This window comes from Tolypothrix sp. PCC 7712, assembly GCF_025860405.1.
In the GTDB taxonomy this organism is placed as follows: domain Bacteria; phylum Cyanobacteriota; class Cyanobacteriia; order Cyanobacteriales; family Nostocaceae; genus Aulosira; species Aulosira diplosiphon.
This window is the reverse complement of the sequence record NZ_CP063785.1, coordinates 2,262,218-2,280,534: the sequence shown is the minus strand read 5'-3', so window position 1 is coordinate 2,280,534 and position 18,317 is coordinate 2,262,218. Positions and strand designations below refer to the sequence as shown.

Here is an 18,317-nt window from a genome sequence, read left to right as displayed (position 1 = left end):
CTTTGTCCTTTGTCAATGCAAATGACTAATAACAAATAACAAAGGACAATTTAATTTTTTTGCTTATGATTCTCTAGCCTGAGAATACGCTGGTTCAATGACTCTACCCCGTCGCAGCAAGCGATCGCCTTTTAGCAGTGCTGGTGTTAAAGTAACGTAATCTTGGGTTTCAGGGTCGATACTCGGCTCAAAATCGAAATAATTGCGATCGCTTGTAGTGTCGTTGGCTTTATAAATTTGGGCGCGGATTCCCTGTTCCATTAAAATTTGGGGGAGGAGTTGCGTCAGTGCGATCGCCATTTGGGGTTTATCCAAAAATGATGCACCCATCAGCTTTTGCAAAAAACCCAACAACTCTGGAAGTTCTTCTATCCCAGTTTCACCCGTTGATTTGTTTCCTTCTGCAAATCTAGCAACTGCTAAGTCGATGGTGTTGAGTGCATCAGCTAGGTTATCTAACAAAATTTTGCTATCAACCCGCAAGGTAGGTTGAGATAATTTCCAGGTTTCTAGCGATGTTGAATTTTCTTCTGCATTACTTTTATCGAGTTGTAGCACTACTTCTAAACCCAAAAGCACAGCAGTTAATAAAATCCCCATCCAAGCGCCGGGTGTAGTTTTACTTAAATAAAATAACCAACCTACAATTCCCAAATAAAGCAGCACTTTGAGCAATTTGATAATTAATCTGTTGGCGGAAACTTTGCTAATTGGGTTAATAATTTGCTCTGCTTCTTTTGTAGTAACGGGCTGAAAATTTGCTGCTGCTAGATTGCTGATAGATTGTCTCAGCATATCTAGAAAAAATGCTGCCAAGCGCACTTGTGTTAAATTTAGTTCACTAATGTAAACTCTTTCTAAATTATCTAATCGATTTTGAACTAGCTTAACTACAGCATCAATACTCTTGGCACTTTCAATATCTATCTGTAGTTGGTTGCGTTCTTCAGTAAAAAGTGTAGTAATTTTTTTCATAGCTTTTAAATATACTTTAAATATTACTAATATTAGAGTAATTCAATTAGCAATTAAATTGCTGTAGGATGCGTTGTAACGCATCCTACCCATCTGTCGCGTTCTTTTTTCAAAATGGTATAAGGGACTTCCAAATAAAAAAATATCCCAGTATTTATTGTGGGGTGGACATCTTGTCCGCCCAGTTTATGTGGCGGGCAAGATGCCCGCCCCACAAGATGGAATAATTTATTTCTTGGAAGTCCCTAACGCATCCTACGCTTTTACGTTCCCAGCCGCTTCAAGGGTAAAAGGTTCAAGGTTAGGGGTTCAAGGTTTTTTATTTCCCATTCCCCATTCCCCATTCCCCATTCCCCATTCCCCATTCCCCATTCCCCATTCCCCATTCCCCATTCCCCATTCCCCATTCCCCTTTTTCCCTTAACCGACAAGTATTCCTCATAGCGAATCATTGTCTTAATGTATGCAGTCCATAAGGACTACTGATGCCAAATTCTTGCTTTGAGTACCACAAACGACATATTGTTGAGTTAATAACCGTGTCAAATTATTAAAAACACTAAAGCCTAGTGTCAAAAATCATGGGTGTGTTCAGAACATTCTCCAAATTTGTTCAATCCCAAAGAAAAACAAGAACTCCGTTTCTTGTCATCAGAGGTTGGGGAAATTACCTGATATCAAGGATGTCCTAGAATTTGCATGTCCTGATTATGGTTAAAGCTTTTTTTCATAGTAAGTAGTCAAGCAAAATCAAAAACAAGATTTCCTGGCAAATGAAGCGTTAGTATCTCTAACGTGCTAAAACTCTTGAAGTTTTTTCTTGAGTAAAAGACTGTAATTGTCTTCTATATTTTGCTTTTCTACTTATCAGCATATTTCTGCAAAATTAATCAAGGTTAACCCTTACTTTAGGGACTTCCAAGTAAAAAAACATTCCATTGTTATTGTTCACGGTTGACCGTTGACTGTTAACTGTGAACCGTCAACAGTCAACAGTCAACAGTCAACAGTCAACGATTTAAACGGAATAATTTATTTTTTGGAGTTCCCTTACAGATGATTCCTGTATTAGAAGCAAGTGTATTCGCCACTATATTATGCGGATTTTTTGGCATTATTCTCAAGAAAAATCTGGTGATGAAAATCGTCTCAATGGATGTCATGAGTACGGGAGTGATTGCCTATTACGTGCTTATTGCGTCACGGGAAGGCTTATTTACGCCAATTTTATCAACTGTTAACAAAGGCGCTTTTGCCGATCCAGTTCCCCAGGCTGTCATCTTGACGGCGATTGTCATCGGCTTTTCGATTCAAGCTTTAATGCTAGTCGGTGTCATGAAATTGTCACGGGATAATCCCACCTTGGAAAGCAGTGAAATCGAGAAGAACAATACGCCATGACCTTTTTTGAATTCAAAATGCAAAGTGCAAAATTCAAAATAAATAATAAAAATAATTTTGAATTAATTAATTTTGGGTTTCAAGCCCCCGCTAATTGTCTTTAATTTTGAATTTTGCGTTCGCGTAGCGTGTCGAAGACAAAAGTTGCGTGGGCGGGTTTCCCGACTTGAGCAAACTTTTCAAGACGAATTTTTAATTTTGAATTGGAGCGAAGCGACTTGACTACCATTACACTCGCCTGGATTACACTACCATTTTTGGTGGGGTTCGTCATTTATTTACTACCCAAGCTGGACAAATACCTGGCGTTAGCTATGGGTTTAGCTTCGGCTGGATATGCAGCGCAGTTATTTTGGCAGCGATCGCCACTAGAATTAAAATTGCTGGATAACTTCGGTGTGACTTTAACACTGGATGAATTGACAGCTTACTTTATCCTAACAAATGCCCTAGTAACAACTGCGGTCATTCTTTACTGTTGGCAAAGCGATAAGACAGCTTTTTTTTACGCTCAAACCTTGATGTTACATGGTAGCGTTAATGCTGCTTTTGCCTGTGCAGATTTTATCAGTTTATATGTGGCGTTAGAGGTCAGTGGCATTGCTGCCTTTCTCTTAATAGCTTATCCCCGCACTGATAGGTCAATTTGGGTGGCTTTGCGCTATTTGTTTATTAGCAATGTCGCCATGTTATTTTACTTGGTCGGTGCGGTACTGGCTTATCAAACAAATCATTCCTTTGCTTTCTCGGCTTTACTTGGTTCGCCACCAGAAGCTTTTGCTTTGATTGGTTTGGGATTACTAGTCAAAGGCGGGGTGTTTGTATCGGGGTTATGGCTACCCCTGACACACTCGGAATCAGAAACTCCAGTCTCAGCCTTACTTTCAGGAGTCGTTGTTAAAACCGGAGTTTATCCTCTAGTCAGGTGTGCGCTGGCTTTAGATGAAATTGACCCCATCATCAGAATTTTTGGTGTAGGAACAGCACTTTTAGGAGTTTTCTACGCCATGTTTGAGAAAGATACTAAGCGGATGCTGGCGTTTCACACTATTTCCCAGTTAGGTTTCATCTTAGCTGCACCAGCAGTTGGGGGTTTTTATGCGCTGACACATGGCTTAGTCAAATCCGCACTGTTTTTGATTGCAGGTGCTTTACCCAGCCGCAACTTCAAAGAACTGCAACACAAGCCCATCAATACTGCTATTTGGATTGCCCTTGTTATTGCTAGCTTCTCAATATCCGGCTTTCCCTTATTATCTGGGTTTGGGGCAAAAGTTTTGACAATGAAAAATCTCGCACCTTGGCAAGTTATCGCCATGAATGTCGCAGCTTTGGGAACTGCAATATCTTTTGCCAAATTCATCTTTTTACCCCGAGGTGGTACAGGAGAAGTCAAACCCGGTTTTTGGCCTGGGGTAATCCTGTTAATTGTTGGGCTAATTGTCGCCAATGTTGCCTATTATGATGCTTATACAGTTGCGAATATCATCAAACCACTTGTAACCATCGCTATTGGCTGGCTTGTCTATTTTTTCATAGTGCAAAGATTATCAGTCAAGCTACCCCGGTTACTTGAGCAATTTGAGCATCTCATCGGTTTTATGAGTCTGATGTTAGTACTACTTTTCTGGATGGTATTTCCATAATTTTTGTGCATTTTTAATGCAAAATTCAAGCATAGAAAACAAGTTTTTTGAATTTAACAATTTCTGATTACAAACACCCAAATTCATCTCTTAACTCAATCCAAAATCCAAAATCTAAAATCCAAAATTGTATGACTGGATATCTAAATATATTATTGCGGCTGGCTATTTGGTTCCTGCTCACCGCTAATTTTACTGTGGCAAATATCATCATCGGTGTCAGTATTGCCCTGTTATTGCCACACAATCACCAATCACGAGAAAAATTAAAAGATTGGCTGCGGGCTTTGTGGCAAGGATTAAAAGCAATACCCACCGCCTATATCGAAGCATTGCAAATCATTTTCCAACCCCATACAGAAGAAGAAATTGTCATGGAACGTGTTCCCGCCAGAAGAACACCCGGACTCATCTTTTTAGATATTTTCATTATTACCTTTACACCCAAAACCATTGTCGTGAAATATCACGAAGATGGCTGGTATGAAGTCCACCGGATTCAACGGAGGAAAGCCTGATGAACCTGATAGTAATTGCCATGATTTTGGCTTTACTTATACCCATCTACGAAGCATGGAGAAACGATCACGTTTGGCAAAAAATGTTGGCATTTGCCAGTATCTCCTCTAAAGCTTCCGTGATGATTTTGGTTGCCTCAGTCTTACGTGATGACTGGATGATTGGCATTGTTGGGGTGATCATCCTGAGTGTGGGGAATGCGGCGTTAATGCTGCTAGCAAATGTACTAAAACGCATGGGTGATGTATGATTACAGTTCTAAGTTATACCTGCATAATTATCGGTATTTGCTTCTGGTTTTGGGGAACATCATTTCTTTTGGGAAAGCGATCGCTTTTATTCAAGCTGCATACTCTTTCAGTTTCCGACACCCTGGGTTCGATGAGTATCGTCTTTGGTTTGCTGCTGAAAATACCCAGGGAATGGCCTTTGCTGATTCTTGGCATTATTTGCTTGGCAATCTGGAACACAATGCTGGGTTACGTGTTGGCTTACTGTTCTACAAGTGGAGGTAATGATGACTAAATACGATTTGTTTATCTATTTCATCACTGCCTTGCTGCCCATGTCTGCTTGTATGCTGATCATGCAAGTCAATCCCTACAGTGCCTTAGTAATGCGAGGAATACTAGGAGCCATAGCAGCATTATTATATGTGCTTTTAGGCGCTGCCGATGTAGCTTTAACTGAAGCATTAGTAGGTACAATGCTGGCGATTACACTGTATGCGATCGCCGTCCGTTCATCCCTAGTCATGCGTCTCGGTATCATCCAAGATGGCGATGCTTTACCAGACAGCCATTTTGGGCAAATTACGGACGAGTTACGCAGAATTTTTAGCAAACGCCACATGCGCCTAGAACTCGTTCCCTACCCAAACCAACAAGCTTTAGAACGGGCGCTGCTAGATAAAGAAGTTCATGCTAGCTGTAGCAAACTCGAACAAAATGATGAAAACTTGGCCTATCACACTGCTGTGAGGGTAAAACGAGTTTATGACATCATGCAAAGCGAACTTTCATCACCAACAACCAGCCTCACCTATGTAAATACACCAGAGTTAGGGGAGGAACATAAATCATGATGAAATGGATTTACATCGCCGCCGGGGTAGCGCTGTATATCAAAATGATTGTCTTACCCAATCCTGCACCACAACTTCCAGATTTCTCAATTGTGGAATCGATTGTTAAAGATGGTGGTATCCCCAATGCGGTAACAGTCATTATTCTCCGCAATCGGCTTTATGACACGATTTTCGAGGTCATAGTATTTACAATCGCCATCATGGGCGCTTATTATCTGTTGGCGAACGAAAGACCATCCTGCGCCATTTATAATTTCACTGATAAACCCTCAATTGTGCTAGCGCGTTTAGGTGCCACAATTACCTCACTAGTAAGCATCGAGTTAGCCATTCGCGGACATTTGACACCAGGTGGTGGTTTTGCAGCTGGTGTAGCCGGAGGAACTGCGATCGGACTTATAGCAATTACCTCATCCCCAGAGTGGATGCAAGCAATTTACCAACGCTGGCACGCTGCTATATGGGAAAAAGTTTCAGTGCTAATTTTCATTGTGCTGGCGGTAATCACTTTGTCAGGTTATGAATTACCTCACGGAGAAATGGGCGCACTTTTTAGCGGCGGAATTATACCTATTCTCAATATCCTAGTTGCGATTAAAGTAGCTTTGGGTTCTTGGGCGGCGATTTTGGTATTTATTCGCTATCGCGGATTGTTGTGATTTGTAGGATGCGTTGTAACGCATCCTACTATCATTTGTCATTGGTAACGGAACAATTGTTGTAATACCAATTTGAAAAAAGAATGCAACAAATTGTAGGGGCAAGGCATTACCCATACGTGTCAACTTAAGCTAAAAGCTATATAGGACGGGCGTTGTACAAATACCTCGTGCCCTCATCCCCTAAGGGATTTTCAAGAAATAAATTATTCCATCTTGTGGGGCGGGCATCTTGCCCGCCACATAAACTGGGCGGACAAGATGTCCACCCCACAATAAATACTGGGATATTTTTTTATTTGGAAGTCCCTAACCCCTTCTCCCCCAGGAGAAGGAGAACTAAATCTCTTGCTCCCTTCTCCCTGCGGGAGAGGGGCTGGGGGTGAGGGCGAAACCTTGCACAAGAGCGAGTTTCACGTTAAGTTGACACCAATAGGCATTACCTTGCCCTCTAGAATATATTAATGTGTAGCAAACATTATTTAAATTGTTATAAGTAGAGCAGTGCAATTAAAGTAGGATGCGTTGTAACGCATCCTACAGCTTAATTTGCCGCAGGTAATTCCAAAATAAAACTATCTCGCAGGTGAAAATCAGCCTCAGCACCTCGATGAGTTAAAGCCCAATAAGTTACATCACCATCTTGGGTTTTAATCACAGTGGTAATTGCAACTTCTAGGGCTTGTTCTGTGGCAATAATTTTATCCAAATCCAAATCTAAATTTATTTCTACACTCTCCGTTTGCTGTTGCACAATAAATGGAAGTGTGGAAAAAGCGGCTTCCTCTTCCATTCCTTGACGATAATCATCAAAGCGGTAAATATTCCAATCACCACTAGGTGACAGGTTAAATTCCCAATATTGGGGAGAATTATTAATACCAATAAAGAACTCAAAACAAGTATTTTGCCATAATCCGTGCTTTCGTAATGGTGTGGCTGAGGGTGGGGTAATGGCAATTTTTTTAATATCCCCCAACAGCCTATATTGAATAGTCAATTTATTACCATTACGGGCGATATCACCTGCAATTTTAACATCGGGAAATTTTTCAGTACCCGGAAAAGTTTGCAGAGAAAATGACTGATGATTCATTTCACATCCCCAATTATGGCGCGAATTGCTGTTTCTTGAGATTCAATACTTTTTGTCAGCGCAAATTGCACCAGCGCCCGCGCTAAATTATGTTCTGGATACTTCACTTTAAAATAGACATTCCCAGCTAAATAATCAGCAAAAAATCTCAACCCTAATTCAAAAGCAATCAAACGAATTGCATCATATATATAGGCATAGTCATTTTCTGTCATAAACGCCTTAGCAACAGCAAGATAACCTTGCAATATACCTTGGCAAGTCTCAGTATCAAAAGTCACGCTTTCCCAATCTTCTGTTTCTTCCCCAACGGGATTGCAACCAGAACGCAAACAGTCGCCAATATCGTAATGTACTAAACCCGGCTTGACGGTATCTAAATCAATGACACTGACAGCAAGCCCAGTTGCGGTGTCAAACATCACATTATTAATTTTCGGATCGCCATGCATTAGCCGCAGTGGTAACTTACCCGCAGCTTTTGCATCTTCCAGAGTACTGGCAAAAAGTTGGCGATCGCTCACAAATTGCAAGCAATAATTTACCTCTGGGGTTGGCTTCACAGTGGTTTTCGGCAAAACCTCGTTGTAATGTTGCAGGTAGCGGGGTGTAATGTGGAAGCCTTCTAAAGTATCAGCGAGTTTTTCTGGTGGTAAATCGCTGATCAGATTATGGAACATCCCCAAAGCATAGCCGACTTCGGGAGCTTGAGAGCGATCGCCCATCGTATCAAAAGACTGCGAACCTGCAATAAAACTAATCGCCCGCCAAAATGAACCATCTGCATCCCGCCAATGGTCTTGTGTATCTTTAGTTAATAGTACACTTGGTACTTCCCAACGGCGGTTAAGTGGTTTTTGCTCTAACCTTTGACGAATATGCTCAGTAAAAATACACATATTACGCATAATCAGTTGTGGCTGGCGGAATACTTGTGTATTAATACGTTGGAGAACAAAATTCTGATTTTCTAAGGAATTTTTAGTTACTAAAAAAGTGTCATTAATATTACCGCTACCAAAAGCCTGAACACTTGTCACCTCACCCTGAAGCGCGAATTGTTCAGCAATAGAAACTAGATTGTCTGTACTTTGGGTTTTGATATCTTCTATGATGCTCATATTTAACCTGGACTACTCCCCACGTAACGAACCAAGAGGAATAGGGGATATCGTAGCCTAAGTTTTACATTAGGTCTGTGTATAAGTGTTGCAGTTTTTGCGATTTGCTACAAAGCGTCCTTTGCAGTACTTGGCAAAATCATCTGTAGTTAGGTATTTCTTGAACACGCCAGCCATTTAAAATCAAGTTACATATTGTATGAGGATCAATGTCAGCCAAAGACCGATTTCATGAAGCAGTTAAAACTAGCCTTCAGAAAGAGCAGTGGGTAATTACACACGACCCTTTAAGAATTGAGTTTGGTGAAAAAGATGAAGTTAGAATTGATTTAGGTGCAGAACAGTTAGTAGCAGCAGAAAAAGCTGGAAAGAAGATAGCTGTAGAAATTAAAAGTTTTTTAAGTGACTCAGCACTGTTTGATTTTCATTTGGCATTGGGTCAATTTTTGAATTATCGTTTAGTTTTAGAAACAAGAGAAAAAGAGCGAACTTTATATCTCGCCATCCCAATTGCGATTTATGAATCGTTCTTTCAACGTGATTTACCACAAGCATCAGTAAGACAATATCAAGTCAAGCTCATTGTGTACGACCCGGTAGATGAGGTAATAGTGGAATGGATAAATTAACATTTTATCGTCAATGTATTCAAGAACTATTGACCGAATACAGTAAAGTACCGCCAATCAATGAAGATATTGAAGTACAAAGAATTTTTGATACGGAAAACGAACATTATCAAATTCTGAATGTAGGCTGGGATAAACATCGCCGCATCTACAATTGCGTGATGCATTTAGATATTAAAGATGGCAAAATCTGGATTCAGCGTAATCAGACTGATAAATTGCTCGCTAATGAATTAGTAGCAATGGGTGTACCTAAGCAGGATATTGTATTGGGCTTACAGCCTGTTTATGCAAGAGAATATACAGGTTATGGTATTGCTTGAACCTGACTAAAAACATTTGAGAGATATTTCTGCACCAGCTGCTTCTAAATCTCTCTTGAATAACTCTGCCTTTCTTTGTTCTATATCCCTCATAATAATTTCGGGGATATTATCAAGTAAGCTCTTAACTTCTATCAAACCTAAACCAGTAATTTCTCGTAAAACCTTCATTACATCTAGGCGCTTTGAGGAGTCAAAACTTTCAATCTTAATAGTACACATAGCCGCCTCATCCTTGCGCCTAAAATTTGCCTGCGGTAGCTGAAAGTTAAAATCTCCTGTTTTATTGACAATCAGCACCCCCAGGGAAGCTTTACAACCACAATGGGGACAAATACTAGTAGATACTCGTTCAATATATTCATCATCAAAATCCTCCAGCATAAAATTAAGTGATGGTCTGTACCATGTATCGTAGTATTGACCACACTGTGGACACTCTACAGTAATTTCTGCTGCTGGGCTGGTCACGTCGCTGCACTCCGAATTTAAAATTCAAAATACCCTGTGGGAGAGTTAAGCCGACACTACATCATCATTCTTGTTCATCAGGCAATTTTTCCATTTCATCAGCTAAGAGATTTTGAAAATCCATATCGCAGTGTGTATAGAGATGAACAGTAGCCGCGAGTAGTTCTCCCAGAATTTCTGCTTGCTGATTAGGAGTTAAACTTGGTAACTGTAATTGATGAATTAAGGCTTGTACTCTACTGCATTCTGCACCTAATTCAGCAATTAGGGTACTGAGAGTTGAATTCGTGACTGTCAAAGGGCGATCGCTAATCTGCATATTCATTCTCCCAATCTTTTACGCGCTTGTTCGATTGCCTTTTCAAAAGCACGAATCTCTTTTTCCCAATGTCGAATTAAACCTTCGTCTGGAAAATCCTTCCCTAATTCCAGTCTAATCTTTTCCCGATGTTCGATAATCCTTTGAGTTAAGGAATCAATTGCTTTTTTGTGATGCTTTTTACCCATCACGCTTAACGATAAGCAACTTGGAGACTACGGACTAAAATCACCAAAGATGCGATCGCCATTAATCCGCCCCAAAACCAATAAGGTAAAAACAGATACCTTTCCATTTGTGCTGTATCCGAAAGTCCTAAAGGGCCTGCACTATAGCTAAATAAATAATTCACTTGATGGTATGTACTGATACAAGCTTGTACACCTAAGAATTGAATTGCAAAACCCTGTACCCAGCGCGGTGCTTTGAAAGCAATACCTAAGATAATTAAACCCAGCAAGGGAATTGCCACAAATCCAAATAAAGAACGTACCCACACTAATGTAGATAGCAGCAAAAAGCCGCCTAATATTTTCAAACTCAGGGAAGCAACTTTAAAACTACGGGAAGCCAAAATTAAGGCTGCACCAGCAATTGGCGGCCCCATCGGCCCGGCGGCTGCAACTAATGCTGGCCCAATTGGCCCTAATGATCTAGCAATGCGGTAAGTTGCAACACCAGAACCATTGCCAAAAATCTGTAATTTATCAAACTGTCCCCCTAAAATCAGCGCCATTAAGCCGTGAGCCATTTCATGAAACCAAGTAGCCAGGATAGTAAAGGGGTATAAAATATAATCGCCTGCTGGCACTTGCCACAACACAACCGTGGCGATCGCAGCCGCAATTAGCCAGGTTAACCCCATTCGTTCTACTTCTTTTGGCGCTTCTTGGGGGAGCAAGTTTTCAAAATTCTTTCCTGGTTCCCGCATGGATCACTTTCCTTAACGTAATTACTTCCAAGGCTGTATTTTCTTCCATGCTAATCTACTTGTTTAGGTTTCAACGGGAAAGCAAAACTAATTTTAGCTTTGTTGTTTTTCCAATCAGCCTACAACGATTTACTTAACGTTTGTTAGGTTATCGGTAATGTTTAAACATTACCAATTATTCCATTTATTAGTCTAGAGAACTACAAATTTATCGGCGTTTATCTGCGTTTATCCTCTCTCATTCCTGCGGAACGCTACGCGAACGGCGGTTAATTTTTGATTGAGTTACCTCACCAATATAGAAAGCCCTATAAGTAAACATTGCTTACCAGATCCCCGACTTTTTAAAAAAGTCGGGGATCTAAATATCGCTACAGTAAGTAACATTCCACCCTACTTATCTGTCGTGTTATTTTTTCAAAATGTTATAAACTTTGGATTTTTGACCTTTGACTCTGGACAATCCTGATGAGTTATGCAATTTAAATTTGTAATAGTTGATTACTCAGAGCATTGATAAATCCAATTGTTATATGATTAAGCGGCATCTATCTAATGGTAGATTGTAGATTAGTTGCGACCATTTTAAAAAATGAATATCAATCAAAATTTTGATAATTCTTCGTTTAATGAAATAAAACTATTTGGCTTACCTGCGGAAAAAGGACGATGGCTACTAATTCCCTTGGGTGTACTTGTTCTACTTTGTTTAGGAACTGCTTATTCTTGGAGTATTTTTCGGAATACGATTGAAAAATCTCTCGCGGTAGGAGCAACAGAAAGCTTACTACCTTTCACAATTTTATTGGTTGTATTTTCAATTTTGATGCCCATTACTGGGTTTTATATTGAGAAAATTGGCCCGCGCCTAGTAACTGCGGTGGGGGCAATTGTCATGGGGATTGGTTACGCCGCTTCAGGTCTAGTAAATAATATCCCTTTATTAACTATTACTTACGGTATCATTGCTGGTGCTGGCGTAGGCATTGTTTACGGTGTACCACTCGCCGTAAATGCGAAATGGTTCCCTGATAAAAAGGGTTTAGCTGTAGGTGCAACAGTGATTGGCTTTGGTTTATCACCCCTTGTAACTGCACCTTTAGCTAAGAATTTAATTGCTGCTAATGGTGATAAGGGTTGGCAACCAACATTAATCATTTTTGGTATCGTTTTTACCCTGATAATTTTAGCGATCGCCCCTGTGATGAAATATCCGCCCAATGGATGGCAACCTGCAGGCTGGACACCACCTATTAAACTGAGTGAATCTGCAAGCAACAGCAGTACACCTTTATTAAAATCCCTCAGCTTTTACGGCTTGTGGTTATGCTTTACCATTGGTACTTTTGCCGGGTTAGCTGCTATTGGGATTGCTAGTCCAGTGGGTACAGAAATTATTGGTTTAGATAAAAATACAGCCGCTAGTGCGGTGTCATTATTTGCAGTATTTAATGGTTTAGGTAGACCGTTATTTGGTTGGCTTGCCGATAAATATAAACCCAAAAATGCGGCAATCATTTCATATGTATTGATTATTGTTGCCTCAATTATGATGCTCAGTGCCACTAAGGGAGCGATCGCCACTTACTTAGTAGCTTTTAGTTTGATTTATCTCGCTCTTGGTGGTTGGTTAGCAATTGGGCCGACATCTACTTTAATTCTGTTTCGTAGCCAAGATTATGCCAAAAACTACGGCGTAGTCTTTACCGCCTTTGGCATGGGTGCGTTACTAGGAACTTTAATTGTTGGTAATATCCGCGATATTTTTGGTAATTATTTACCGTTCTTTAATGTCACGATAGGACTATCAGTTATAGGGATTATCCTGGCTGTATTTTTGTTGAAACGCAAAGATTACAAAATTTCAATTTAATATTTGTAGTCAGAACTTTAGCCCTGATTTGAAGAACTAAAGTTACTGACTACAAAATTTATCTAAGCGAGTTGGAAGAGGAATGTTACCATATCGCCTTTACCCAAACTGATGCGATCGCCTGGGCGCAGGCGGTGTCTATTCCCCGGTAAAAGCGGCAAATTGTTGATGTAGGTGCCATTAGAACTACCAACATCTTCTATATAATGAGCGTCTCCCTCAACGCGAATATCTGCATGAATCCGCGAGACAATTTCTGAATTGGGAAATCCAGAAACATCTATATCTGGGGGAATCCGGTCATTAGGCTTGCCGATATGAATTACAGACAAAGTTTGCGGTAATTCCAGATTCGCGTTGCTTTGAACGTGGAATAGGCTGGCTGTTACCTGTTGTAATTGCGTTCTCGCCGGACTAACTGCGGGCGCTGGTGCTGCTGCAACTGGTTCCGGTTCTGGTGGTGCCATTGGTTCCGGTTCTGGTGCTGGCGGTGGTGCAATTGGTTCCGGCTCTGGTGCTGCTACCACTGGTTCCGGCTCTGGTGGTGGCGCAGGAGTAATTTCTACTGCAGCAGGTGGCGGTGCAACTGGTGGTACTTCTGGAGGAACTGCCACCTCTGTTGGCGGTAAAGTTGAAGCCGGAGGATTAACTGCGGCTAAAGGATCTGGTTGTATCAGTTCTACAAGTGGATCGGGAGCCACCAACGGGGGTACTTCTAAGGGCACATCGGGAGCAACTGTAGCTGCTACCGCTGTTGGCGGCGCTGCTGCGGCATTAGCGCGCAGATTAAAACCACACTGACCACAGAAAGCGGCATCTGCCTGCACAGTTGCCCCACAGCTGGGACAGTTATTAGTCGCTGGTAACGGCGTATAACAGGCTTCACACTGGACAGCGCCGTCTGGATTGGGATGATTGCAATTAGGGCAGACGATCATGGATTTAAGCCTTTGTTCAAGCTCATCAAAAAATGGTACTGGCAAGCAGAGAAAACTCCCAGTGGCGGCTACCCTTCAGGAAGGCTGAATACCAATTCCCAATTCAGAAAGCTAGATTTCCCAAGGATGAGGAAATTTACATTTGTTACTGAATTTTGAAGAGTTGGTATAATAGCGAACTGTTGTAGACGCGCCCGGGCTTGCCGCAGCGAAAAGTCAGAGCGGGGTTTCCGCCGTGAACTTTTCAAAACAGGTATCGAAAGTAGGTATAAGAAACACCTAGCTTTCGATTCTAACAATTACCCCTGATAGGTAAGATACTTAGGTTTGGAGTTCCGCACCCGCCGCCGCATCTAGCAACCACCAAAGCTCACCTTGGGGTTGAATGAGACGCGAGGGATAAGTCAACTCATCAGCTTTGGGTGCAAATACTTGAGCTAATGCTGGCCGTTTATTAGCACCTGCAACTACAAACATAACGCTGCGAGCTGCATTGATGAATGGGTAAGTAAAAGTAATGCGGATGCTGCTATCTTTATTACCCACAGTAATTAAGCGATCGCTCACTTGCAATGCTTGAGTGTGGGGAAACAAAGATGCAGTATGTGCATCATCACCCATTCCTAGCAAGACTACATCTAAAGCAGGAAACTCTCCAGATGCAGTATTAAAAAAGTTTTGCAGATGCTTGTCGTACTTAACTGCTGCAACTGCGGGATCAGCTTCCAAGGTAGGGATGGCGTGAATATTCGCAACTGGCAGATCAACGCGGTCTAACCACGCACGACGCGCCATCAGCTCATTGCTATCAGGATGATCTGGTGGTACATATCGTTCATCACCCCAGAACACATGAATTTTATCCCAAGGAAGTTTTTGTTGAGCGATCGCCTCATACAATGGCTTAGGCGTACTGCCACCAGACAAGGCAATAGTAAACCGCCCTCGCTCTTTAATAGCAGTGTCTATCTTAGACAGAATCAACTCTAGCGCTCTTCCAACTAGCGCCGACTGATCTGGTAGAACTTCGACCTTTTTATTCATGGCTCGATCATCACTTTGCCTGCTTCCAGCAATACCATACCTAACTTATAGCTGTTCTCCTTTTTAACTTTTGAAACTTTTAACAACATTCATAGGGGATGGGGCATTGGGCATTGGGCATTGGGTATTTGTCATTTGTCATTTGTCATTTGTCATTTGTCATTTGGTAATGAGTAATTGAGATTTCTCCTTGTCCCCTTGTCGCCTCATCTCCCTCATCTCCCTCATCTCCCTCATCCCCCTCATCCCCCTCATCCCCAACCCCTAACCCCCCGCAAATATCGCATCCCAATCGGTAATCGCTTCTCGCTGGGCGATTAATAATTCTTGAATTCCGGTTTCTGCTAAATCTAATAACTGATTCAACTGGCTGCGGGTATAGCTTCCTTCTTCTGCTGTGCCCTGCACTTCGATGATTCCCAAATCTTGATTCATCACCACGTTGAAATCTACTGTGGCGGCTACGTCTTCAATGTAGTTGAGATCTAAAAATCCTTCTCCTTCTAATAAACCTACCGAGACGGCTGCTATTTGTCCGCACAGGGGCGATCGCGTTAAGACACCTTGGTGCAATAATCGGGAAATCGCATTCGCTAACGCTACAAAAGAACCTGTAATTGCGGTTGTCCTCGTTCCCGCATCGGCTTGCAATACGTCAGCATCTACAGTTAAAGTGCGTTCGCCTAATACTTCAAAATCTAATGCTGCTCTTAAGCTACGCCCAATCAAGCGTTGAATTTCTTGTGTTCGTCCAGATAATTTCATCAATTCTCTTTCGTGCCGTTGTTGAGTGGCGCTTGGCAGCATCCGATATTCAGCAGTTAACCACCCCTTGCCACTTCCAGCTAAAAATTTTGGGACTCCCTCGGTAACGCTAACAGTACAAAGTACTTGAGTATCACCACATTTTGTCAGCACAGAACCGGGCGCATAACGGGTAAAGCCACTGTCAAAGTTGATGGGACGGAGTTGATAGGGTTGCCGATTATCTGGACGCTGCCAAGCCATTGGAGTTTCCTCAACGTTTTCATAAGAGAATATCCATTAAGGTTACCTTAGTGTCGCAATCTCTCTAGACCCCTAACAATTGAGTCAGCACAAAACTCAGGTAGTGAAACTTGGTAGTTAAATTAAATATTTATTTAAGAAACGGCAAGCAGGTTGAGAATACTTTGATGTACTGCGTCTGGTAGCTGGTCGCCATTAATCGTCAATAAACGGCGACGACGGTCATAATATTCCAAAATCGGGATAGTGCGATCATAGAATAACTCTATGCGACGCTGCACAATTTCTGGCTGCTCATCGGGAAGCGATCGCCCCAAACAGCGATTTACCATCGTCGCTTCTGGTACTTGTAAATAAATTGCCCAATCTAATTTTTGTCCTAAATATTCCAATAAAAAATCTAATTCCTCAGCTTGGAACGCTGTACGCGGATAGCCTTCCAATAGCCAACCCGATGGGATATTCAGCTGTGTTAGCTGCATCCGAATCAAGTCAATCATCCTTTCATCCGGGACTAGCTCCCCTTTTTCTACGAATGGCTGTGCGTATTGTCCCAAATCACCGAAATTAGCGTTAACGTACAGCCGCGAAGCATCTTCTCGTAAAGCTAGTGACTTGTCACCAGACATTGCTTCTCGTAAAATTTCACCTGTAGAAATCTTTGGGATCTCAAAGTGTCTACAAAGGCTTTGTGCTTGAGTGCTTTTCCCCGATCCTGAACCTCCCAGAATCACTAATCTCACAACAATTCACTCCTCACCTGTCAAATTTACTACTTGCCAACCCTGTTGTGCCCAAACCAATGGGAAATCTAACATCTACGATTTTCAGCCCTTGCACCCAACTTTTTTTTAGAATCTTACTATTATTACTGCGTTCTTATTTTTACAGCCACTTGCTTTTACCAGCTATTCATGTCAATATCATTAACTCTTGACTTGAACATAAAGCTAGTGGTTGACTAAGAATGCAACTTGCAAACTACAATACACTTGTAAAATTCAGATTGATTATACAGCTAGATTTGCGATCGCTCACCTCAGCAATATCTCTTTGATAATTTGTAATATTTTAAACTCAGCTATATGGTTGCCCAGTTAGATACCCCCAGTGTCAATTCGACCCTCAGTGTAGCATCTCCCATTGCCGGGCTAGTACAAGTTTTTACTAGTAGTCACCGTAACTTTTTTACTAACGTCATGGCTCAAGCACTGAGAATTGCCGGTCAAGGTACTTCAGTGTTAGTCGTGCAATTTCTCAAAGGTGGTATTCGTCAAGGGCATGAGCGACCCATGCAGCTAGGGCAAAATTTAGATTGGATTCGTTGCGATTTACCTCGTTGCATTGACACACCCCAACTAGATGATACGGAAAACGAGGCTTTACAAAAGCTGTGGCAACATACACAGCAGGTAGTATTCGAGGGTAAGTATTCTCTCGTTGTCTTAGATGAGTTAAGTTTAGCGATTAACTTTGGTTTAATTCCAGAAAACGAAGTTTTAGCGTTTTTAGCACAACGCCCTTCCCATATTGATATCATCCTCACCGGGCCAGAAATGCCGAAATCTCTGTTAGATGTAGCAGATCAAATTACAGAGATCCGGCGCAGTCATAGCCCATGAAGAATGCTCAACTTCGCGATATCCTAGTAACTCGATTTAAATTAGCCCTGAACTTGTGATTAAAAACGATATCTGGATTACAGAAATGGCTCAAAAGGGCATGATTTCCCCCTTTGAGCCAAGTTTAGTGAGAAAAGTACAACCACAGGCAGATGTAGCGGTTCGTCCTGTAATCAGCTATGGTTTATCTTCCTATGGCTACGATATTCGCCTGTCTCCTGCAGAATTCCGCATTTTTCGCCACATTCCTGGCACTGTCATTGATCCCAAAAACTTTAATCCCCAAAATTTGGAATCAACCCCATTACATACAGATGAAAATGGTAGTTATTTTATCCTACCTGCTCATTCCTATGGCTTGGGCGTTGCTTTAGAAAAGCTAGCTGTTCCAGACTATATAACTGTAATTTGTATAGGTAAATCCACATACGCGCGTTGTGGAATTATAGCGAATTTAACACCTGCAGAGGCTGCTTGGCGAGGACACTTAACCTTAGAATTTTCCAATTCTTCCAGCGCTGATTGTCGCATCTACGCTAATGAAGGCGTAGTGCAATTGCTATTTTTAGCAGGTGAACCCTGCGCTATCAGTTACGAAGCAAGACAGGGTAAATACCAGGATCAAGCTGAGATGGTAACTTTGGCTAAAGTGTAA

General features: G+C 41.6%; 25 protein-coding genes. 12 read left to right on the top strand and 13 right to left on the bottom strand.

All coding sequences use genetic code 11. The features are described 5' to 3' along the window. Nucleotides 1-63 precede the first annotated feature (63 nt). Nucleotides 64-975: a hypothetical protein gene (locus HGR01_RS09290; protein WP_045869876.1), complete on the bottom strand. Its 912-nt coding sequence runs from the start codon at nucleotides 973-975 to the stop codon at nucleotides 64-66. Nucleotides 976-1,238: 263 nt separating this feature from the next. Next, a complete protein-coding gene (locus HGR01_RS09285) occupies nucleotides 1,239-1,382 on the bottom strand; it encodes a hypothetical protein (RefSeq protein WP_155539171.1) in 144 nt (47 codons plus the stop codon). Nucleotides 1,383-2,031: 649 nt separating this feature from the next. Here HGR01_RS09285 and HGR01_RS09280 point away from each other — a divergent pair. The 7 genes from HGR01_RS09280 to HGR01_RS09250 all read left to right on the top strand — a co-directional run bounded on the left by HGR01_RS09280 (nucleotide 2,032) and on the right by HGR01_RS09250 (nucleotide 6,287). Continuing rightward, nucleotides 2,032-2,376, top strand: a complete 345-nt coding sequence (locus HGR01_RS09280; protein WP_045869878.1) for a cation:proton antiporter subunit C — start codon at nucleotides 2,032-2,034, stop codon at nucleotides 2,374-2,376. Between the two features lie 218 nt (nucleotides 2,377-2,594). Beyond that, nucleotides 2,595-4,022: a cation:proton antiporter gene (locus HGR01_RS09275; protein WP_045869879.1), complete on the top strand. Its 1,428-nt coding sequence runs from the start codon at nucleotides 2,595-2,597 to the stop codon at nucleotides 4,020-4,022. A gap of 131 nt (nucleotides 4,023-4,153) precedes the next feature. Beyond that, the gene (locus HGR01_RS09270) at nucleotides 4,154-4,540 is read left to right on the top strand and encodes a Na+/H+ antiporter subunit E (RefSeq protein ID WP_045869880.1); all 387 of its coding nucleotides are present in this window, start codon (nucleotides 4,154-4,156) and stop codon (nucleotides 4,538-4,540) included. Then, nucleotides 4,540-4,791, top strand: a complete 252-nt coding sequence (locus tag HGR01_RS09265; protein ID WP_045869881.1) for a hypothetical protein — start codon at nucleotides 4,540-4,542, stop codon at nucleotides 4,789-4,791. Before HGR01_RS09270 ends, HGR01_RS09265 begins: the two co-directional genes overlap by 1 nt. Further along, complete coding sequence (locus tag HGR01_RS09260; protein ID WP_071989378.1) at nucleotides 4,788-5,066, top strand: monovalent cation/H(+) antiporter subunit G; 279 nt, start codon at nucleotides 4,788-4,790, stop codon at nucleotides 5,064-5,066. Before HGR01_RS09265 ends, HGR01_RS09260 begins: the two co-directional genes overlap by 4 nt. Beyond that, the gene (locus HGR01_RS09255) at nucleotides 5,059-5,625 is read left to right on the top strand and encodes a DUF4040 domain-containing protein (protein WP_045869883.1); all 567 of its coding nucleotides are present in this window, start codon (nucleotides 5,059-5,061) and stop codon (nucleotides 5,623-5,625) included. Before HGR01_RS09260 ends, HGR01_RS09255 begins: the two co-directional genes overlap by 8 nt. Continuing rightward, the gene (locus tag HGR01_RS09250) at nucleotides 5,625-6,287 is read left to right on the top strand and encodes a Na(+)/H(+) antiporter subunit B (protein ID WP_045869884.1); all 663 of its coding nucleotides are present in this window, start codon (nucleotides 5,625-5,627) and stop codon (nucleotides 6,285-6,287) included. Before HGR01_RS09255 ends, HGR01_RS09250 begins: the two co-directional genes overlap by 1 nt. Nucleotides 6,288-6,831: 544 nt before the next feature. Here the strand turns inward: HGR01_RS09250 and HGR01_RS09245 are convergent. After that, nucleotides 6,832-7,383, bottom strand: a complete 552-nt coding sequence (locus HGR01_RS09245) for a DOMON-like domain-containing protein (protein WP_045869885.1) — start codon at nucleotides 7,381-7,383, stop codon at nucleotides 6,832-6,834. Further along, nucleotides 7,380-8,504 (bottom strand): phosphotransferase enzyme family protein, encoded by a 1,125-nt coding sequence (locus tag HGR01_RS09240; protein WP_045869886.1) that lies wholly within the window; start codon nucleotides 8,502-8,504, stop codon nucleotides 7,380-7,382. The genes HGR01_RS09245 and HGR01_RS09240 overlap by 4 nt, the downstream gene beginning before the upstream one ends. 209 nt (nucleotides 8,505-8,713) lie before the next feature. Between HGR01_RS09240 and HGR01_RS09235 the strand changes: the two genes are divergently transcribed. Then, nucleotides 8,714-9,133, top strand: coding sequence for a XisH family protein (locus HGR01_RS09235; RefSeq protein WP_045869887.1), 420 nt, complete (start codon nucleotides 8,714-8,716; stop codon nucleotides 9,131-9,133). Beyond that, nucleotides 9,121-9,456, top strand: coding sequence for a XisI protein (locus HGR01_RS09230; RefSeq protein ID WP_045869888.1), 336 nt, complete (start codon nucleotides 9,121-9,123; stop codon nucleotides 9,454-9,456). The genes HGR01_RS09235 and HGR01_RS09230 overlap by 13 nt, the downstream gene beginning before the upstream one ends. A gap of 6 nt (nucleotides 9,457-9,462) precedes the next feature. Here the strand turns inward: HGR01_RS09230 and HGR01_RS09225 are convergent, their stop codons facing one another. The 4 genes from HGR01_RS09225 to HGR01_RS09210 form a co-directional block, all read right to left on the bottom strand. Further along, a complete protein-coding gene (locus HGR01_RS09225) occupies nucleotides 9,463-9,927 on the bottom strand; it encodes a ribosomal protein L7/L12 (protein ID WP_052335156.1) in 465 nt (154 codons plus the stop codon). A 64-nt stretch (nucleotides 9,928-9,991) separates the two neighbouring features. Then, nucleotides 9,992-10,252: a hypothetical protein gene (locus HGR01_RS09220; RefSeq protein ID WP_228045714.1), complete on the bottom strand. Its 261-nt coding sequence runs from the start codon at nucleotides 10,250-10,252 to the stop codon at nucleotides 9,992-9,994. Continuing rightward, nucleotides 10,249-10,434, bottom strand: coding sequence for a hypothetical protein (locus HGR01_RS09215; RefSeq protein ID WP_045869890.1), 186 nt, complete (start codon nucleotides 10,432-10,434; stop codon nucleotides 10,249-10,251). Before HGR01_RS09215 ends, HGR01_RS09220 begins: the two co-directional genes overlap by 4 nt. A gap of 5 nt (nucleotides 10,435-10,439) precedes the next feature. Continuing rightward, on the bottom strand, nucleotides 10,440-11,177 hold the full coding sequence (locus HGR01_RS09210) for a M50 family metallopeptidase (RefSeq protein ID WP_045869891.1): 738 nt from the start codon (nucleotides 11,175-11,177) through the stop codon (nucleotides 10,440-10,442). Nucleotides 11,178-11,769: 592 nt separating this feature from the next. Here HGR01_RS09210 and HGR01_RS09205 point away from each other — a divergent pair. Continuing rightward, nucleotides 11,770-13,050 carry an OFA family MFS transporter gene (locus HGR01_RS09205; protein WP_045869892.1) on the top strand — a complete coding sequence of 427 codons (1,281 nt, stop codon included), beginning with the start codon at nucleotides 11,770-11,772 and terminating at the stop codon, nucleotides 13,048-13,050. A 62-nt stretch (nucleotides 13,051-13,112) separates the two neighbouring features. On the opposite strand, the gene HGR01_RS09200 is transcribed toward HGR01_RS09205, so the two are convergent. The 5 genes from HGR01_RS09200 to HGR01_RS09180 form a co-directional block, all read right to left on the bottom strand. Then, a complete protein-coding gene (locus HGR01_RS09200) occupies nucleotides 13,113-13,988 on the bottom strand; it encodes an FHA domain-containing protein (RefSeq protein ID WP_045869893.1) in 876 nt (291 codons plus the stop codon). A gap of 321 nt (nucleotides 13,989-14,309) precedes the next feature. Next, entirely contained in the window at nucleotides 14,310-15,032 is a 723-nt protein-coding gene (gene pgl / locus HGR01_RS09195) for a 6-phosphogluconolactonase (RefSeq protein WP_045869894.1), read from the bottom strand. 145 nt (nucleotides 15,033-15,177) lie between these two features. Continuing rightward, nucleotides 15,178-15,324 carry a hypothetical protein gene (locus tag HGR01_RS09190; protein ID WP_155539173.1) on the bottom strand — a complete coding sequence of 49 codons (147 nt, stop codon included), beginning with the start codon at nucleotides 15,322-15,324 and terminating at the stop codon, nucleotides 15,178-15,180. Further along, nucleotides 15,297-16,040 (bottom strand): ribonuclease PH, encoded by a 744-nt coding sequence (rph, locus tag HGR01_RS09185; RefSeq protein WP_045869896.1) that lies wholly within the window; start codon nucleotides 16,038-16,040, stop codon nucleotides 15,297-15,299. Before rph ends, HGR01_RS09190 begins: the two co-directional genes overlap by 28 nt. Before the next feature lie 134 nt (nucleotides 16,041-16,174). Then, entirely contained in the window at nucleotides 16,175-16,783 is a 609-nt protein-coding gene (locus HGR01_RS09180; RefSeq protein ID WP_045869897.1) for an adenylate kinase family protein, read from the bottom strand. A 342-nt stretch (nucleotides 16,784-17,125) separates the two neighbouring features. Between HGR01_RS09180 and HGR01_RS09175 the strand changes: the two genes are divergently transcribed. After that, nucleotides 17,126-17,662 carry a P-loop NTPase family protein gene (locus HGR01_RS09175; RefSeq protein WP_045869898.1) on the top strand — a complete coding sequence of 179 codons (537 nt, stop codon included), beginning with the start codon at nucleotides 17,126-17,128 and terminating at the stop codon, nucleotides 17,660-17,662. Nucleotides 17,663-17,747: 85 nt separating this feature from the next. Further along, nucleotides 17,748-18,317 (top strand): dCTP deaminase, encoded by a 570-nt coding sequence (gene dcd / locus HGR01_RS09170; protein WP_045870119.1) that lies wholly within the window; start codon nucleotides 17,748-17,750, stop codon nucleotides 18,315-18,317.

Excerpts from the sequence above, each read along its gene's own strand:
- HGR01_RS09205 (WP_045869892.1), top strand. The coding sequence starts at position 11,770 with ATGAATATCAATCAAAATTTTGATAATTCTTCGTTTAATGAAATAAAA.
- HGR01_RS09290 (WP_045869876.1), bottom strand. The coding sequence starts at position 975 with ATGAAAAAAATTACTACACTTTTTACTGAAGAACGCAACCAACTACAG.
- HGR01_RS09270 (WP_045869880.1), top strand. The coding sequence starts at position 4,154 with ATGACTGGATATCTAAATATATTATTGCGGCTGGCTATTTGGTTCCTG.
- HGR01_RS09250 (WP_045869884.1), top strand. The coding sequence starts at position 5,625 with ATGAAATGGATTTACATCGCCGCCGGGGTAGCGCTGTATATCAAAATG.
- HGR01_RS09265 (WP_045869881.1), top strand. The coding sequence starts at position 4,540 with ATGAACCTGATAGTAATTGCCATGATTTTGGCTTTACTTATACCCATC.
- HGR01_RS09260 (WP_071989378.1), top strand. The coding sequence starts at position 4,788 with ATGATTACAGTTCTAAGTTATACCTGCATAATTATCGGTATTTGCTTC.
- HGR01_RS09175 (WP_045869898.1), top strand. The coding sequence starts at position 17,126 with ATGGTTGCCCAGTTAGATACCCCCAGTGTCAATTCGACCCTCAGTGTA.
- HGR01_RS09280 (WP_045869878.1), top strand. The coding sequence starts at position 2,032 with ATGATTCCTGTATTAGAAGCAAGTGTATTCGCCACTATATTATGCGGA.
- HGR01_RS09215 (WP_045869890.1), bottom strand. The coding sequence starts at position 10,434 with ATGGGTAAAAAGCATCACAAAAAAGCAATTGATTCCTTAACTCAAAGG.
- HGR01_RS09230 (WP_045869888.1), top strand. The coding sequence starts at position 9,121 with ATGGATAAATTAACATTTTATCGTCAATGTATTCAAGAACTATTGACC.
- HGR01_RS09200 (WP_045869893.1), bottom strand. The coding sequence starts at position 13,988 with ATGATCGTCTGCCCTAATTGCAATCATCCCAATCCAGACGGCGCTGTC.
- rph (WP_045869896.1), bottom strand. The coding sequence starts at position 16,040 with ATGGCTTGGCAGCGTCCAGATAATCGGCAACCCTATCAACTCCGTCCC.
- HGR01_RS09285 (WP_155539171.1), bottom strand. The coding sequence starts at position 1,382 with ATGGGGAATGGGGAATGGGGAATGGGGAATGGGGAATGGGGAATGGGG.
- HGR01_RS09245 (WP_045869885.1), bottom strand. The coding sequence starts at position 7,383 with ATGAATCATCAGTCATTTTCTCTGCAAACTTTTCCGGGTACTGAAAAA.
- HGR01_RS09255 (WP_045869883.1), top strand. The coding sequence starts at position 5,059 with ATGACTAAATACGATTTGTTTATCTATTTCATCACTGCCTTGCTGCCC.
- HGR01_RS09235 (WP_045869887.1), top strand. The coding sequence starts at position 8,714 with ATGTCAGCCAAAGACCGATTTCATGAAGCAGTTAAAACTAGCCTTCAG.
- HGR01_RS09240 (WP_045869886.1), bottom strand. The coding sequence starts at position 8,504 with ATGAGCATCATAGAAGATATCAAAACCCAAAGTACAGACAATCTAGTT.
- HGR01_RS09220 (WP_228045714.1), bottom strand. The coding sequence starts at position 10,252 with ATGAATATGCAGATTAGCGATCGCCCTTTGACAGTCACGAATTCAACT.
- HGR01_RS09210 (WP_045869891.1), bottom strand. The coding sequence starts at position 11,177 with ATGCGGGAACCAGGAAAGAATTTTGAAAACTTGCTCCCCCAAGAAGCG.
- pgl (WP_045869894.1), bottom strand. The coding sequence starts at position 15,032 with ATGAATAAAAAGGTCGAAGTTCTACCAGATCAGTCGGCGCTAGTTGGA.
- dcd (WP_045870119.1), top strand. The coding sequence starts at position 17,748 with ATGGCTCAAAAGGGCATGATTTCCCCCTTTGAGCCAAGTTTAGTGAGA.